We start from the raw sequence: 14,370 nt of genomic DNA on the forward strand, positions 1-14,370 counted from the left end.
CCGGGTGCTATTCTCCGCGATCAAGGGGCCCCGAGGGAGGTGCGTTCATGGAAGCGGTCGACCAGCTCAAGCGCACCATCAAGGTCTGCATGTTCGATCAATACGGAACCGTCGTCGACATGCAGACCGGTCTCATCGAGGCGGCGACACCCTACCTCGCGGAAAAGGGCTGGAGCGGCGATCCTTCCTCCTTCGTCACCTGGTGGCGGCGGACGCATTTCGAGAACTCGATGATCGATGCGCTCCTCGACAAGGAGCACACGCCCTATCGGGAGATCGGGCACCGCTCCTTGGCGCTGGTGCTGGAGCGCGCCGGCATCCCTTACACGATGGATGAGGTGCGCCGGCTGGTCGCTGAAATCGAGCGGCTCCGCCCATTCCCCGAGGTGCCCGAGGCGCTGGCGCGGCTCAAGACCCGCTACCGGCTCGTGGTCCTGTCCAACGGCGATCCCGACATGCTGGAAGCCGCGACGCAGCATCACCGGATATCCTTCGATCAGGTGATCTCGGTCGCCAGCGCCGGCAGCTTCAAGCCCCATAGGGCGACCTACACCAAGGCCGCGGCGATGGTGGGTGTCGGCATGGAGGAGGTGCTGTTCGTCGCCAATCACGCCTTCGACTGCATCGGCGCGAAATCGGCGGGCATGCGCACCTGCTTCATCGACCGCCGCCGGCGCCCCTTCGGGATCACGCCCCACCAGCCCGATCTCATTATGGGGACGATGACGGAGCTGGCCCAGCTCATCGCCTGATCTCGGCCCTCATACCTTCGTCTAATGTCGCCGGCCAGGCCCCGCTCCTAGGCTCGAGCCCAGGAAATGGGGAGAGAGTCATGAGCGACCGTGTCATCGATTGGCCGTTGGGCGAGTCCTCGAGCGCGTTGACGCCGTATTCGGCCGAGACCTCGCTCGCCCGCGAAGGGGCGGATTGGGGGCCGGCGGCGCGCGCCATCCTCGGCCCGCATCTGCGCTATTTCGCGCCGATCCCGGCGCCGCATGCGCCGGCCCGCGACCCGGGCAGAGAGGCGGATTGGCATTTGCTGCAATTCCGGGGCGGCGTGTGAGCCGTCCTCCCGCTCGGTCCGCCCTGCTTAGCCCGAGAGGCCCTTCTTCTTCTTATAGGCGGCGATCGCCTCTTTGAGATCGTCATAGGCCTCGCAGCCGAGCGTGCAGAGCTTGTCCAGCACCGCCAGACGCTCCTCGGCCCTGGGGAGATCGTCCATCGTGAGATAGAGCTCGCCCAGATATTCGTTCGCCGCCTTGTGCTCGGGATCGAGCTTGATCGCGGTCAGGTACTGATCGAGCGACTCCTTGAGCTTGCCGGTCTTGCGCATGCTCAGGCCCAAGAGGCTATGGGCATCGGCGTTCTTGTTGTCGACGAGGAGAACCTTCTCCAAGAGCGGGATCGCCTCGGCGTATTTCTCCTGCTTCACCAGAGCGTCGGCCTTCATGTAGTCGGGATTGCCTTTGCTCGCAGCCGAGGGCTGGGTCGGGATCATCGCCAGGGCAGGCCAAGAGAAGCCGAGCAAGACCAGAAGCAGAACCGCCTGAAGGCGCAGCATCGTCGACCTCATTTCACCAGCAGCTTTTCGATCTCTTGGGTGATCGTCGCCGATGTCGGCGTCACCGTCGAGGGCCAGGCCCCGGCCAAGCTGCCATCGGGTGCCAAGAGGTATTTGTAGAAGTTCCAGCGCGGCGTGTAGGACTCGCCCAGCTCCGCCTCCACCCATTTGTAGAAGGGATGGGCGCCGGGACCGCTGACGCTGTACTTGTCGGTCAAGGGGAAATCGACGGCGAAGTTCACCTCGCAGAACTGCTTGATCTCCGCCGCGCTGCCCGGCTCCTGCTCGCCGAAATCGTTGGAGGGCACGCCCAAGACGACGAGACCGCGATCGCGGTAGCTCCGCCACAGGGATTCGAGCCCCTCATATTGCGGGGTGAACCCGCATTGGCTCGCGGTGTTGACCACGAGCACGGGGTGGCCGGCGAACTTGGCGAGCGGCAGCTTGCCGCCATCGATGCCGGTGAACTCGAAGGCGAAGCCGCCCTTGGAGCCCGCCGCACTCGGCGGCGCCACGCTCATGCTCGCCGCCGCCAGCAGCATGCCGGCGAACTTGATGAATTTCGCCATGGCAGAGTCTCCTTCCCGGCACTCCGTTCAGCCATAACGCTGCTCCCGCCAGGGATCGCCCAGATTGTGGTAGCCGCGCACTTCCCAGAAGCCCTTCGTCTCCTTGGCCGCGAACCAGATATGGCGGACCCACTTGGCACTCTTCCAGAAATAATGCTTCGGCACCACCACGCGCACCGGACCGCCATGCTCGCGGGTGAGCGGCCTTCCCTCCCACGCGGTCGCCAGCAGCACGCCCTCGTCGTCGAAGGCCGCCAGCGGCAGATTGGTCTGGTAGCCGTCATAGCTCTTGAACATGACGAAGCGCGCCTCGGGCTTCGGCCGCACCACGGAGACGAGGTGTCGCCCCGACACGCCCTCCCAATGATTGTCGAAGCGCGACCAGGCGGTGACGCAATGGATGTCGGAGACATGGCGGGTGACCGGCTGCGCCGACAGCTCGCTCCATCCCCATTTGAGCGGCTGCTCGATGAGGCCGCCGACCGCGAGCTGCCATTCCCTAGCCGGCACATTGGGCTGCGTGCCGAGGTCGAGGACCGGCCAGTTCTTGACGAGATGCTGGCCCGGCGGTAGCCGGCGCGCTGCGGGGCTGGCGGTCTCCCCGGTCAGGAGACGGCCTTCCCGCGCCCATTTCTCCTTGGCCTCGATCAGCTTCTGCTTGGCCCGTGGAACCCCGTCCATCGCTTTCTCCCTCGACTAGACGGGAAGATATGGGCTCAGCGCCGCGGCGAATAGCCCCCGCTCGCGCGCTCGTGATCCCGTGCCGGCCGATACGAAGAGTGCTGCAATCCCGATCACCGCCAGCGCAAGAGCCAGCGCTCGGCGGCCGAGAGCAAAGCCCCGACGCCGAGCCCGAGGAGCGAGAGCACGACCACGCCGGCCAAGAGCTGGTCGGTCTGCATGAGATTGCCGGCCGTGAGGATGAAGGCGCCGATGCCCCGCTCCGCCCCGATCATCTCCGCAGCGACCACCAGGATGAGGGCGATCGAGGCGGAGATGCGAAAGCCCGAGAGAATGCCCGGCAGGGCGCCGGGAAGCACGATCGTCCTTAGGATCGCATGGCCGGGCAGGTTGAAGCTCTGGGCCATGCGAATAAGGCTGCGGGGCACCTGGTCGATGCCGCTCGCCGTCGCGATCACGGTCGGGAAGAACACGCCCAGCGCGATGGTGGCGAGCTTCGCCGGCTCGCCGATGCCGAACCAGAGAATGAACAACGGCAGGAGGGCGATCTTCGGAATCGGAAACAAGGCGGAGACGATGGGGAGGCCCGCGGCCCGGGCGAGGCTGAAGACGCCGATCGCCGTCCCGGCGGCGAGGCCGGCGAGCGTGCCGATCACCCAGCCGCCGAGGATGCGGACGAGGGAGGCCTCGAGGTGATCGGCGAGCTTGCCGGAGAGGGCCAGGCGCCAGAGCGCGCGGGCGACCGAGTCCGGGCTCGGCAGAAAGACCGGCGAGACCAGCCCCACGGTGCTGGCGGCCTGCCAGAGGAGGATCGCGCCGATGAGCGCTGCCCACGCCGCCAGCGGCCGCGGCCGGGCGACGAAGCCGCCGCCGCGAAAGCCGAGGGGACGCGGGTTAGCGGCGGCGTCTCCGGCTTCGATGGCGCGCCTGGTCATGGCGGTATGACCTCGCGTTCGGCATCGCGGGCCTCGTTCTGAATGAGCGCCCAGAGATGCTGGCGCAGCGAAGCCAGATGCCGGCTGCCGGCGTCTGTGCGGCGGTCCCGCCGCGTCCGCTCCACCGGGATCACCGCCTTGATCCGACCCGGGCGCCGGCTCAAGACCATGACGCGGTCCGCCAGGCGCAGCGCCTCATCCAGATTGTGGGTCACATAGACCGACGTCGTCCGCTTCTGTTCGCAGATCTGGATGAATTCCTCGAGCAACAGCTCGCGGGTCTGCGCATCGAGCGCGGAGAGCGGTTCGTCCAAAAGCAGGACCGCCGGCTCGACGGCGAGCGCCCGGGCGATGCCGACACGCTGGCGCATGCCGCCGGAGAGCTGCTTGGGAAAGGCTTCGGCGAAACCGGCAAGGCCGGTCAAGGCGAGCACGGACTCGATGCGCCGGCGCCGCATCTCGGCGGTGAGCCCATGGTGCTCGAGCGCCAGCGCCACATTGCCCCAGACCGTGCGCCAGGGTAGGAGCGCGAAGTCCTGGAACACGTAGGTGAGCGGATTGAGACAGGAAGGGGAGAGATCGCCGGCGAGGCTCACCCGACCGAAGCTGGGCTGGATGAGCCCGCCCAAGATGCCGAGCAAGGTCGACTTGCCGCAGCCGGACGGACCGATGACGGCGAGGATCTCGCCTTCCTCCACGCGAAAAGCGATGCCGTCCAGAACCTCCAGCCCGTCATAGCGATGCGAGATCGACTCGGCGATGATCTGCATGGAGCGGAGGCCTGGCCTCGGATCAGTCCGGCAGCGGCGGCACGAAGCCCGCCTCGATGATGGCGGCGGCGTCGGCGCCGGCATCGACCAGGCCCTCGCCCTGCCACCACTTCACCTGATGGGCGATGTCGCGGGCGCTGAAGCGCGCTTCAGGGTCGACATAGGGCAGGCCCAACTGCAGCGAGTCCCGCGGCTGCTCGGTGTATTTGGCGATGATGGCGAGCGCCGTGGCGAAGGCGTCCGCATCCGCGGGCTTGCCGTCGGCGGTCTTGTGCTGGAAGGCCGCATCGTAAGCCGCGGCACCCCGCTGGAAGGCGCGCACGAAACGCTCCGCCAGCGGGCGCTTGCGCTCGATCAGGAAGGGCCGGGTGAAGAGCGCCCCCAATTGCCACGGCGTCTCGTCGCCGGCCCAGCCGATGATCTTCGCCTCGCCGCGCGCCGCCATCGGCAGCGCCACGGTCGAGGGCATGACCGCCGCCTCGACCTGGCCGCCTTGGAGGGCCGAGACCATGTTGGGAATGCTCTGGAGCGCCACCAGCCGCATGCCGGAGAGTGGGAAGCGGTGTTTCTCGGCCAAGAGCCCGATCATGTAGTGGAAGGTCGAGCCGACCTGGGTCATGGCGACGGAACGCCCGGCCAGGTCCTTGGGCTGGCGGAGCCCTTTCTCCCAGGCCTGGTTCGAGGCCATGTAGGCGGAGAGGCGGTAGCCCGGCTCCTCGCGGCTCTGGCCGGCGATGATCTTGAGGGCACCCTTGCCGGCGAGATTGTAGAAGCCGGCGGTCAAGCCGGTGACACCGAGATCGGCATCGCCGGCGACCACGGCCACCGCCACCGGCTGCGCGGCGGTGAAGAACTTGAACTCGACCTCCAGGCCCTCGTCCTTGAAGAAGCCCTTGTCGGCGGCGAGAAAGAGCGGGCCCGAAGACGAAAGCCTGAGCGCCGCCACGCTCGCCTTTTCGGCCAATGCCGGGCTCGGGCCCCAGGCGATCGCGAGGGCGGCCAAGACGATGAGGCTGTGCATGCTTCGGTCCCTCCCCTCGCCATCCATTTGAGCGAGGCTTAGGCGAAGGGAGTCGAAGCGTCAATCCATGCGGTCGCGTGCCCCCACCCCGTCCCTCCCCCACGAAACGTGGGGGAGGGAGCCGGAGCTTCGGCTTCGTTCCCCCTCCCCCGCCGAAGGTGGGGGAGGGCTAGGGTGGGGGCATCGGTCGCTTCGCTGTACCCTGCCTGCTAGGTTGACGCTTCTTCCTTCTCGCGCGAGTTCGAGATGCCGTCTTCGGGCCCGACCCACACGCCTCAGCACACCGTCGAGGGCATTCTCTTGATGCTGGGGGCGCTGGTGCTGCTGCCGACGATGGACGCGGTGATCAAGCATCTGAGCCAGCGCCTGCCGGTGGGCGAGATCATCTGGGCGCGCTACTTCTTCCATCTGGCCGTGCTGCTGCCGGTAGTGCTGTGGCGCCATCGGGCCGCGGCCCTGATCGCGGCTCCGATCCTGCCGCAGCTTTGCCGCGGCATCTTGCTCCTGGGCTCGACCACGCTCTTCGTCACCAGCCTGTCGATGCTGCCGATGGCAGACGCGGCCTCGCTGTTCTTCATGGCGCCGCTCATCATCGCCGCGGCCGCACCAAGGCTCTTGCGCGAGCGGGTCGGCCTCGTGCGCTGGCTGGCGGTGCTGCTCGGCTTCGTCGGCGCCCTCATCATCGTCCGCCCGGGCTTTGCCAGCTTTCAATGGGGCAGCTTGTTCGCGCTCGGCTCGGCCGTGGTCAACGCCTCCTATCTCATGCTGACCCGCCGGCTCGCCGGCAGCGTGCCGCCGCTGGTGGCGCTCACTTATGTGGCGGCGACCGGCGCCGTGCTCATGTCGCTGATCGTGCCCGTATTGTGGGTGACGCCCTCGCCCCGCGACGCGGCCTTGTTGCTGGCGGTCGGGCTGCTGGCAGCCCTCGGGCATTTCCTGGTGATCAAGGGACTCGAGCGGGCGCCGGCCTCGGTCCTGGCGCCTTGCACCTATTTCGGCTTGGTCACCGCGACGATTCTCGGCTACCTCGTCTTCGGGCAACTGCCCGATCTCTGGACCTGGATCGGCGCCGCGCTGGTGGTGACGACCGGGCTTGCCGTCACCCTGGGCGAGCATTGGCAGGCCCAGCACAGCCTGCAGCGTCAGGCCGGCGCGGCATGAGCCCCCGTACCTCCCGGCCGCGCGTGGTCTCGCTCATTGCGAGCGCGACCGAGATCGTGGCCGCCCTCGGCCATCTCGATAATCTCGTCGGCCGCAGCCATGAATGCGACTTTCCCCCGGAGGTGGCCCGCGCGCCGGTCTTGACCGAGCCCCGCTTCTCGACCGAAGGCAGCAGCGCCGAGATCGACAGGCGGGTCAGGGCCAGCCTCGCCGATGCGCTCTCGGTCTATCGCGTCGATCGGGCGCGGCTCGAGGCGCTGGCGCCCGACGTGATCGTGACCCAGGACCAATGCGAGGTCTGCGCGGTCAGCCTCGCCGACGTGGAAGCGGCGCTCGCCGACTGGCTGGAGAGCCGCCCGCTTCTGGTCTCCCTCAAGCCCAACGCTCTCGGCGATGTTTGGAGCGACATCGCCCGCCTCGCCAAGGCGCTCGGCTCGGCCGAGGCCGGCAGCGCTCTCATCCGCCGGCTGAAGCAACGGATGGATGCCATCGCCCGGCGCGCACGCCAAGCCCGGCGACGGCCGAGTCTCGCCTGCATCGAATGGATCGATCCGTTGATGGCGGCCGGCAATTGGATGCCCGAGCTGGTGGCGATGGCCGGCGGCATCGCACCCTTCGGCGAAGCCGGGCGCCATTCGCCCACTCTCCTCTGGGAGGACCTGGTCAGCGCCGATCCCGATGCCATCTTGATCATGCCTTGCGGCTTCGGCATCGAGCGCAGCAGCAGGGAGCTCGCTTGCCTTGTCCGCCGCCCGGAATGGTCCGCCCTGGCCGCGGTCAGGAACCGCCGTCTCGCCGTGGCCGACGGCAACGCCTTCTTCAACCGACCCGGGCCGCGGCTGGCGGAAAGCTTGGAGATCCTGGCCGAGATTCTGCACCCGGAGCTGTTCGACTTCGGCCATCGCGGAACTGGTTGGATCGGCTGGGATAGTTGCGGGCGATAGGCAAGCGCGCCGGCGCTGCCGCGCAGGTTGCGGGCGTGGCAAAAGGTCGCGGTTGCCCGTCGGCGAAGGACACCGGACCCATCTTCTCGTCTTCGCATTGACCGGAGCTGAGGCGCGCATGGGCGCAGACGAAGCCGCGTTGCCTGCTGCATGAGACCCCCTCGATGATCGGCGACGCCACCCTCAGAGCCAGCGCCCCGCATGCGACTGTCACCATTGCGCCCGCGGCGATCGCTCGCCGTCGGCTCGCGACCTGGGGCGGCATCCAGGCCGACAGCGTCCAGGTGCTTCGCCGCGATCCCTTCGAGTATGGATTCTGCTCGGCCCGACATTTGCTGATCGCCTCCGAACAGGTGGCGCGCTACGACGGCGAAAGCTTCGTCGAAGGATTGCCGAAATCGGTCCTTCGCGAGTTTAGCGAGACGCTGACGTTCGTTCCCGCCGGACATCGGTTCCACGGCTGGCACAAGCCTCGCGGCCTAGCGCGGGCGACTTACCTCTACATCGAGCCGCACGCTCCGCTGCTCGGCCCGGAGCTCGATTTTGCCGAGACGGCATTCAAGCCCAGATTGGCGTTCGCCGATCGCAATCTGTGGACCACAGCGCTCAAGCTCGGGGCGGAAGCGGAGAACGCCAGCCCCGACCGGCCCTATGCGGAAGCGCTCGGCATGGTGCTCGCGCACGAGCTCATGCGCCTCAACAACCCTGACAAGGCGCCAAGGCCGGTCATCCGCGGCGGGCTCGCAGCCTGGCAGCAGAAGCGGGTCGCCGAGTTTATCGCGGAGCATCTCGGCCAAGAGATCGCCCTGTCGACGCTGGCGAAGCTGGCGCAGCTCAGCCCTTTCCACTTTGCGCACGCCTTCAAGCAGTCCTTCGGAATGCCGCCGCACCGCTACCACACCAGCCGGCGCATGGAGCGGGCGAAGACCTTGCTGGCGCGCCAGGGGCTGTCGATTACCGAGATCGGCCACCGACTCGGCTACCGCGAGACCAGCTCGTTCACTGCGGCATTTCGCAAGGTCACCGGCTTTTCGCCAAGCCAGTTCCGCCGCAATCTCGGATGATCGCCGCCGTTTGAAGGCAGCCCTCGCGGTATCGCCGATCTCCGCAAGATCGAGCCAGCTTCAGCAAGGATCGACAAGATCCCGCCGCGGCCGATCGCTAGTCTGGAAGACGCACGCCTAGGCGTCGCGGAGATCGTGAATTTCCGAGCCTTGCGCGTGCGCTCCCGTCCCGGCCCGTCGCTCCCATGGTCAAAGCCGAGGCGGCCGACGCCCGGCCGACCGAGTTCGGCGGCTGGATCGTCTCTGGCGACGGGCTCGCAATCCCAGCGCCGAGGCCGGTCGGGACCCCAGCCCAAGGCGATCATCACGGTTAGGTGCGGCGTTGAGCGAAATGCAATTCAAGACCGCCGTCGTCAAGCAGGCCCACGACTATTGGCTGAGCAAGGCCGCCCCGGGGCGTCTCCCGGCGCGCGCCGAGATCGAGCTGGAGGAAATCAAGCACCTCCTGCCCTATGTCTTCCTCGTCGATGTGGCGGGAAACCCGACCGAATTCCGCTTCCGGTTGGTCGGCACCGAGATCGATGCATGGGCGGGGAAGCCCTATACCGGGCTCGCGGTCAATGAGCGGGACTATGGGCCGCAATGGCGCCGCATCTATGACGAATACCTAGAGGTGGTCCGCACCCGGGCACCCCGCTTCAGCCGATATCGTGCGCCCTGGGTCTCCAAGGAATACCGGCTCTACGAGCGCTTCATCGCGCCCTTGTCGAACAGCGGCGGCGCCGTCGACATGCTGTTCGGCGCACTGCACATGGTAGACTAGAGACGGATCGGCGCCGTCGCCGAAAGGCCTGGCTGGCCGCCGTCAACGAGCCCGCATGAGATGTGGCACCCATGTACGTTCCCAATCACTTCCGCGAAGATGATCCGAACGAACTCTGCCAGCTCATCCGGGAGCACGGCTTCGGCACCTTGATCGCCAGCCTCGAAGGCCGGATCGAGATCGCGCATCTGCCCTTCCTCATCGATGCCGATCAGGGCGCCCATGGCACGCTCCTGGCCCATGTGGCGCGCGCCAATCCGATCCACCACGCCTTCGACGGCAAGACCGCGGCGGTCGCGGTCTTCCATGGGCCCGATAGCTACGTCTCTCCCGATTGGTATGAGAACCGGGTGGCGGTGCCGACCTGGAATTACGCGGTGGTGCACGCCCATGGCCATCCGGCGGCGCTCGAGGACGAGGCGCTCACGCGTCTGTTGGAGCGTCTCAGCGCCACCCATGAGGCGAAGCTCGCGCCGAAGCGGCCTTGGACCATCGACAAGCTGCCGAAAGAGATGTTCGCCGGGCTGAAGAAGGCGATCGTCGGCTTCTCGATGCCGATCGAGCGCATCGAAGGCAAGTTCAAGCTGTCGCAGAACCGGCAAGCGCCCGATCGCCTGGGCACCATCGCGGCCTTGGAAGCGCTGCCGGGCGAAGGGGCCGCCGGCGTCGCGGCGCTCATGCGCGCGCGAGAAAAATAGCAGGTTCACCACAGAGACACGGCGAGCACAGAGAAAATCCGATTCGTGATGCGCTACGCGCAAAAAATTCGTCTCTTCTCCGTGTCTCTGTGTTGAATCTCCTCAAGCCTTCTGGCGAAATTTTAGCTTGAGCGCCAACAAGAGCGCGGTCAGCACCATGCCGATGACATTGCCGACGATCGCGGCCCAAGCATCCAGCATCAGCACGTAGACGAAGCCGAAGACGCCCGACACCAGCGCCAGCACCAGCCAGACGGTGGAGAGGTCCTCGGCCGAGCGGGTGCGCCAGGTCTTCAGGAGTTGGGGGATGATCGAGGCGAGCCCCAGAATAACGGCAATCGCGCCGATGAGCTCGATGAAGGGTTTGTTCACGGGGGTGGGAGCGGCTCGGAGGCTTGGTCGGGTTCAGCTCTCATTGTAGCGGATTTCGCCGGCGACGATTGAGAGTTTCACCCGCTCAAGCGACAGCCCGGCGCAGGGACCGGCAATGCAGAAACCATCCTCGGGCCGGAACAAGGCCCCGTGGGTCGCGCACATGATCCAGCTATCGTCGGGAGAGAGAAAGCGATCGGGGAGCCAGTCGAGCGGCGTGCCGACATGGGGGCAGGAATTGACGTAGCCATGGACCACGCCGGCCCAATTGACGAGGAAGATCGCCGTTCGATGATCCTCGCGCTCGACGGCGAAGCCGCGGGTTGCCCCCTCGGGCAGATCGTCCAGCCGGCAGAGCAGGCTCAAGCCTTGACGCCCGCCATCTGGCAAAGGAGCTCCCAATGGGCCGCGCTCACCGGCACTACCGAGAGCCGCGAATGGCGCACCAGGAGGAGATCGGCAAAACGCGTGTCGGCCTTGATCTCCTTCAAGGTGACCGGCGTCTTCACCGGCATCACCGGCTTGACGCCGACCATGACGAATTTTCCGGTGGGATCGCTCGGATCGGGATGGGCGGTGCGGGTGATCTCCATCACGCCGACGATCGCCAGCCCTTCATTGGAGTGGTAGAAGAACGCGCGGTCGCCGACCTGCATCGCCTTCAGATTGTTGGCGGCTTGGTGATTGCGCACCCCGTCCCAATGCGTCGACCCCTTCTTCACCAGCATGTCCCAGGAGAAGGTGTCGGGCTCCGACTTCATCAGCCAATAGGCCATGGGCAGACTCCGTTCCGCTCAGCCCGGCGCGCCGCCGACCGCCGGCGCGGAGAACACCTTGCGCCAGGGATGGATGGTGAGCGACTGGAACAATCCCGCCCTGTCGTAGGGATCGGCGGCGGCGAAAGCACGCGCCTCCGCCTCGTTCGTGCACTCGACCAGGAGCAAGCTGCCGATCGGCGTCTTGCCATCGTCTGCCAGCACCGGCCCGGCGGTGAACAGGCGGTGCGACTGGCTCCTGAGATAGTCGAGATGGACGGGACGGGTCTTCAGCCTGAGCTCGACCGCGTTCGGCTTGTCCAGGCGATAGATGGCGAACAGCATGCGGCTCCTGGGGGGTGGCGAGCGGTGCGGATTCGGATCGGCGCCTCGTTTTAGCTGCCGGAACCGGCCCCGTCCAATCTTCCGCCGGCCTCCGGCAAACCGCTCGGCCGCGGCCCCCCCGCCTCGTCCATTTCCTCGGCGTAGCGCTCGAACCGCCGCGCCGTGTCCAAGAGCAGGCGGCGACGCTGTTGTTCGGATTCGCCCGTCAGCAGCGATGCATCCTCGCGCAGCCGATCCGCGGCGTCGCGCAGGAGCTGCCGGAACCGCTCGGTTTCCTTCAGCGCTTTGACCAGTCGTGCGCGTCGCCGGGTGAGCTCGCGCTCGGGCGAATCATCACCCTCCCCCTGCTCGCTCATGGCGTTCTGCCGCTTGTCCCGTGGCTATCGCAAGGCATTTCTACCTATGTGTGTATGTTCACCCGGACGATTGGTCAATACATTTGTATGCAGCACCCGACGATTTCCGGGTAATTCGAGGGCTCTAGCAGCCGCCGGAGAGCGCCGGGACGATGCTATTTAAGATTTTAACTTGCTGCCGAATTGCCCCGTTTCGTCCTCGCGCTTCAGCGGCCGCTCCAACAGGCCGGCGATCGCCTCGGCGACCCCGAGCGCACCCGTCAAGACCGCATCGACCGCGACCGCGATCGGCATGTCGACCCCGAGGCTGTGCGCGAGCCGCAGGACGGCCGCGGCACTGGTGACCCCTTCGACCACCGCCGGCCCGGATCCCAGCGCATCGGCGAGGCTCCGTCCTTGGCCCAGCGCCACCCCGAGGCCGTGGTTGCGCGACTGGCCGCCGGTGCAGGTCAGCACCAGATCGCCCAGGCCCGAGAGCCCGGCCAAGGTCTCGCTTCGCGCCCCCTTGGCCAGCCCGAGGCGCAGCATCTCGGCCAAGCCTCTGGTGATGAGGGCGGCGCGCGCATTGTCGCCGAGCCGCGCCCCTTCGACGATGCCGGCGGCGATCGCGAGCACGTTCTTGACCGCGCCGCCGAGCTCGGCGCCGACGGGGTCATCGGAGAGATAGGGGCGGAACCGCCGGCTGGCGAGCGCCTCCGCAAGCGCGCTGCCCAGCTGCGGGTCGGTGGTGGCCAGCGTGACCGCGGTCGGCAGCTCCAACGCCACTTCGGCGGCGAAGCTCGGCCCCGACAGCACCGCCAGCCGATGGCCGGGGGCGACGCTCTCCGCGACCTCGGTCATCAGCAAGCCGCTGCCTTGCTCGATGCCTTTCGCGCACAGCACCAGCGGCCTCGAGGTGCCGAGATGGGGTGCCAACCGGCCGAGGGTCTGGCGGAGATGCTGCGCCGGGGTCGCCAGCAGCAGGGCATCGGCTTTAGCGGCGCCGGCGAGATCGGTGGTGGCGCGAATGCCGGGACCCAGAGGAATGCCGGGAAGGAAGCGCGGATTGCCGTCGCCGCGGTTGATCGATTGGGCGACGTCTTCCTCATGCGCCCAGATCAGGGCCTCGCCGCCGCCGCGGCCGACCACCAGCGCCAAGGCGGTGCCCCAGGCGCCGGCGCCGATGATGGAAAAGCGCCTCACGCCTTCACTCCGGCGCCGATCGCCGGCGGGGCGCCTGGATCCAGCGGCCAGCGCGGCCGCGGCCGGAAGTCGAGACCGTCGGCGAGACCTAGCCGCAGCCGTTCGAGCCCGGCCCAGGCGATCATCACGCCATTGTCGGTGCAGAGCGATGGCGGCGGCGCCACGAAGCGGATCGATTCGTCTTCGGCCAGCCTGGTCAGGCGCTGGCGCAAGAGGCGGTTGGCGGCGACCCCGCCCGCCACCACCAGGGTGCCGCCCCCCGCATGTTCGGCGCGAAACCGGCGAACCGCGTTTCTGGTGCGATCCGCCAGCACGTCGGCGGCCGCCGCCTGGAACGAGGCGGCGATGTCGGCGACGTCCCGTGCCGCCAGCGGCTGCGGCCGCGCTTGAACCGCGTGGCGCAACGCCGTCTTCAGGCCGGAGAAGGAGAAATCCGCGCCCGGGCGCCCGAGCATCGGCCGCGGCAGGGGAATGCGCGCGGCATCGCCCTTGAGAGCCGCTGCTTCCACTGCCGGCCCGCCGGGATATCCCAGGCCCAAGAGCTTCGCTGCCTTGTCGAAGGCCTCGCCCACGGCATCGTCGATGGTGGTTCCGTAGCGGCGATACTGGCCCACGCCCTCCACCGCCAAGAGCTGGCAATGACCGCCCGAGACCAGCAGCAGGAGATAGGGGAAGGCCACGTCGTCGGTAAAGCGCGCGGTCAGCGCGTGGCCTTCCAGATGATTGACCGCCACGAACGGCAAGCCGCAGGCAAGCGCCATCGCCTTTGCCATGGTGGCGCCGACCAAGACGCCGCCGATCAGCCCCGGACCCGCGGTCGCGGCAACGGCGTCGACCTCGCTCAGATCGAGCTTGGCTTCGCCGAGCGCGGCTCGGATCAACGGCTCTAAATGCTGGAGATGCGCGCGGGCGGCAATCTCCGGCACGATGCCGCCATAGGGCTGATGCTGGGCAAGCTGCGAGAGCACGAGATTCGCCAGCGCCCGGCGGCGGTCATCGACCAGCGCCACCGCCGTCTCATCGCAGCTCGTCTCGATCCCGAGCACGATCACGCCCCCACCCTCCCGCTCGCGCGGGTCCCTCCCTCCCCCACGCATGCGTGGGGGAGGGCCGGGGTGGGGGCATTCGCGCGCAATCTCGGTTGGCATCGCAGGGAGCGCATGGCGGGCCGGACTGTAGCCGAGGCCTCGTGC

Annotated in this window: 20 protein-coding genes; 7 read left to right on the forward strand and 13 right to left on the reverse strand. The window is 67.5% G+C overall.

Translation table 11 applies throughout. The annotated features are described in order from the left end of the window. Positions 1–47 precede the first annotated feature (47 nt). Together HY058_07075 and HY058_07080 are read left to right on the forward strand one after the other, a co-directional pair. On the forward strand, positions 48–752 hold the full coding sequence (locus tag HY058_07075; GenBank protein ID MBI3497048.1) for a haloacid dehalogenase type II: 705 nt from the start codon (positions 48–50) through the stop codon (positions 750–752). An 80-nt stretch (positions 753–832) separates the two neighbouring features. Then, positions 833–1,063, forward strand: a complete 231-nt coding sequence (locus tag HY058_07080; protein MBI3497049.1) for a hypothetical protein — start codon at positions 833–835, stop codon at positions 1,061–1,063. A 27-nt stretch (positions 1,064–1,090) separates the two neighbouring features. Here HY058_07080 and HY058_07085 read toward each other — a convergent pair whose 3' ends face one another. The 6 genes from HY058_07085 to HY058_07110 all read right to left on the reverse strand — a co-directional run bounded on the left by HY058_07085 (position 1,091) and on the right by HY058_07110 (position 5,537). After that, positions 1,091–1,561 carry a tetratricopeptide repeat protein gene (locus tag HY058_07085; GenBank protein MBI3497050.1) on the reverse strand — a complete coding sequence of 157 codons (471 nt, stop codon included), beginning with the start codon at positions 1,559–1,561 and terminating at the stop codon, positions 1,091–1,093. Between the two features lie 8 nt (positions 1,562–1,569). Beyond that, on the reverse strand, positions 1,570–2,130 hold the full coding sequence (locus HY058_07090; protein ID MBI3497051.1) for a glutathione peroxidase: 561 nt from the start codon (positions 2,128–2,130) through the stop codon (positions 1,570–1,572). 27 nt (positions 2,131–2,157) lie between these two features. Continuing rightward, positions 2,158–2,811 (reverse strand): sulfite oxidase-like oxidoreductase, encoded by a 654-nt coding sequence (locus tag HY058_07095; protein ID MBI3497052.1) that lies wholly within the window; start codon positions 2,809–2,811, stop codon positions 2,158–2,160. 113 nt (positions 2,812–2,924) lie between these two features. Next, positions 2,925–3,746 (reverse strand): ABC transporter permease, encoded by an 822-nt coding sequence (locus tag HY058_07100; GenBank protein ID MBI3497053.1) that lies wholly within the window; start codon positions 3,744–3,746, stop codon positions 2,925–2,927. Next, on the reverse strand, positions 3,743–4,516 hold the full coding sequence (locus HY058_07105; protein MBI3497054.1) for an ABC transporter ATP-binding protein: 774 nt from the start codon (positions 4,514–4,516) through the stop codon (positions 3,743–3,745). Before HY058_07105 ends, HY058_07100 begins: the two co-directional genes overlap by 4 nt. A 22-nt stretch (positions 4,517–4,538) precedes the next feature. Continuing rightward, a complete protein-coding gene (locus HY058_07110) occupies positions 4,539–5,537 on the reverse strand; it encodes an ABC transporter substrate-binding protein (protein MBI3497055.1) in 999 nt (332 codons plus the stop codon). Positions 5,538–5,783: 246 nt separating this feature from the next. On the opposite strand from HY058_07110, the gene HY058_07115 reads away from it, so the two are divergent. The 5 genes from HY058_07115 (at position 5,784) to HY058_07135 (ending at position 10,167) form a co-directional block, all read left to right on the forward strand. Further along, positions 5,784–6,698, forward strand: coding sequence for a DMT family transporter (locus HY058_07115; protein MBI3497056.1), 915 nt, complete (start codon positions 5,784–5,786; stop codon positions 6,696–6,698). Then, complete coding sequence (locus HY058_07120; protein MBI3497057.1) at positions 6,695–7,642, forward strand: cobalamin-binding protein; 948 nt, start codon at positions 6,695–6,697, stop codon at positions 7,640–7,642. Before HY058_07115 ends, HY058_07120 begins: the two co-directional genes overlap by 4 nt. A 164-nt stretch (positions 7,643–7,806) precedes the next feature. Next, positions 7,807–8,706, forward strand: a complete 900-nt coding sequence (locus tag HY058_07125) for a helix-turn-helix transcriptional regulator (GenBank protein MBI3497058.1) — start codon at positions 7,807–7,809, stop codon at positions 8,704–8,706. Between the two features lie 331 nt (positions 8,707–9,037). Further along, entirely contained in the window at positions 9,038–9,469 is a 432-nt protein-coding gene (locus HY058_07130) for a PAS domain-containing protein (GenBank protein ID MBI3497059.1), read from the forward strand. Positions 9,470–9,540: 71 nt separating this feature from the next. Beyond that, entirely contained in the window at positions 9,541–10,167 is a 627-nt protein-coding gene (locus HY058_07135) for an FMN-binding negative transcriptional regulator (GenBank protein MBI3497060.1), read from the forward strand. Between the two features lie 102 nt (positions 10,168–10,269). Here HY058_07135 and HY058_07140 read toward each other — a convergent pair whose 3' ends face one another. The 7 genes from HY058_07140 to tsaD form a co-directional block, all read right to left on the reverse strand. Further along, the gene (locus tag HY058_07140; protein ID MBI3497061.1) at positions 10,270–10,539 is read right to left on the reverse strand and encodes a PQ-loop repeat-containing protein; all 270 of its coding nucleotides are present in this window, start codon (positions 10,537–10,539) and stop codon (positions 10,270–10,272) included. A gap of 33 nt (positions 10,540–10,572) precedes the next feature. Next, positions 10,573–10,905 (reverse strand): Rieske 2Fe-2S domain-containing protein, encoded by a 333-nt coding sequence (locus tag HY058_07145; GenBank protein ID MBI3497062.1) that lies wholly within the window; start codon positions 10,903–10,905, stop codon positions 10,573–10,575. After that, entirely contained in the window at positions 10,902–11,315 is a 414-nt protein-coding gene (locus HY058_07150; GenBank protein ID MBI3497063.1) for an EVE domain-containing protein, read from the reverse strand. The genes HY058_07145 and HY058_07150 overlap by 4 nt, the downstream gene beginning before the upstream one ends. Positions 11,316–11,333: 18 nt before the next feature. Continuing rightward, positions 11,334–11,639, reverse strand: a complete 306-nt coding sequence (locus tag HY058_07155; protein MBI3497064.1) for a YciI family protein — start codon at positions 11,637–11,639, stop codon at positions 11,334–11,336. A 50-nt stretch (positions 11,640–11,689) separates the two neighbouring features. Continuing rightward, a complete protein-coding gene (locus tag HY058_07160; GenBank protein MBI3497065.1) occupies positions 11,690–11,995 on the reverse strand; it encodes a hypothetical protein in 306 nt (101 codons plus the stop codon). 159 nt (positions 11,996–12,154) lie between these two features. Continuing rightward, positions 12,155–13,177, reverse strand: coding sequence for an NAD(P)-dependent glycerol-3-phosphate dehydrogenase (locus HY058_07165; protein ID MBI3497066.1), 1,023 nt, complete (start codon positions 13,175–13,177; stop codon positions 12,155–12,157). Then, entirely contained in the window at positions 13,174–14,229 is a 1,056-nt protein-coding gene (tsaD, locus tag HY058_07170; GenBank protein MBI3497067.1) for a tRNA (adenosine(37)-N6)-threonylcarbamoyltransferase complex transferase subunit TsaD, read from the reverse strand. Before tsaD ends, HY058_07165 begins: the two co-directional genes overlap by 4 nt. Positions 14,230–14,370 lie beyond the last annotated feature (141 nt).

It is taken from the genome of Pseudomonadota bacterium (assembly GCA_016195085.1).
Classification (GTDB): domain Bacteria; phylum Pseudomonadota; class Alphaproteobacteria; order SHVZ01; family SHVZ01; genus JACQAG01.

Bases quoted from the DNA above. Each gene is read 5' to 3' on its own strand.
- HY058_07115 (MBI3497056.1), top strand. From the start codon at position 5,784: ATGCCGTCTTCGGGCCCGACCCACACGCCTCAGCACACCGTCGAGGGC.
- HY058_07150 (MBI3497063.1), bottom strand. From the start codon at position 11,315: ATGGCCTATTGGCTGATGAAGTCGGAGCCCGACACCTTCTCCTGGGAC.
- HY058_07085 (MBI3497050.1), bottom strand. From the start codon at position 1,561: ATGCTGCGCCTTCAGGCGGTTCTGCTTCTGGTCTTGCTCGGCTTCTCT.
- HY058_07105 (MBI3497054.1), bottom strand. From the start codon at position 4,516: ATGCAGATCATCGCCGAGTCGATCTCGCATCGCTATGACGGGCTGGAG.
- HY058_07110 (MBI3497055.1), bottom strand. From the start codon at position 5,537: ATGCACAGCCTCATCGTCTTGGCCGCCCTCGCGATCGCCTGGGGCCCG.
- HY058_07095 (MBI3497052.1), bottom strand. From the start codon at position 2,811: ATGGACGGGGTTCCACGGGCCAAGCAGAAGCTGATCGAGGCCAAGGAG.
- HY058_07135 (MBI3497060.1), top strand. From the start codon at position 9,541: ATGTACGTTCCCAATCACTTCCGCGAAGATGATCCGAACGAACTCTGC.
- HY058_07075 (MBI3497048.1), top strand. From the start codon at position 48: ATGGAAGCGGTCGACCAGCTCAAGCGCACCATCAAGGTCTGCATGTTC.
- HY058_07130 (MBI3497059.1), top strand. From the start codon at position 9,038: ATGCAATTCAAGACCGCCGTCGTCAAGCAGGCCCACGACTATTGGCTG.
- HY058_07125 (MBI3497058.1), top strand. From the start codon at position 7,807: ATGATCGGCGACGCCACCCTCAGAGCCAGCGCCCCGCATGCGACTGTC.
- HY058_07160 (MBI3497065.1), bottom strand. From the start codon at position 11,995: ATGAGCGAGCAGGGGGAGGGTGATGATTCGCCCGAGCGCGAGCTCACC.
- HY058_07090 (MBI3497051.1), bottom strand. From the start codon at position 2,130: ATGGCGAAATTCATCAAGTTCGCCGGCATGCTGCTGGCGGCGGCGAGC.
- HY058_07100 (MBI3497053.1), bottom strand. From the start codon at position 3,746: ATGACCAGGCGCGCCATCGAAGCCGGAGACGCCGCCGCTAACCCGCGT.
- HY058_07120 (MBI3497057.1), top strand. From the start codon at position 6,695: ATGAGCCCCCGTACCTCCCGGCCGCGCGTGGTCTCGCTCATTGCGAGC.
- HY058_07080 (MBI3497049.1), top strand. From the start codon at position 833: ATGAGCGACCGTGTCATCGATTGGCCGTTGGGCGAGTCCTCGAGCGCG.
- HY058_07155 (MBI3497064.1), bottom strand. From the start codon at position 11,639: ATGCTGTTCGCCATCTATCGCCTGGACAAGCCGAACGCGGTCGAGCTC.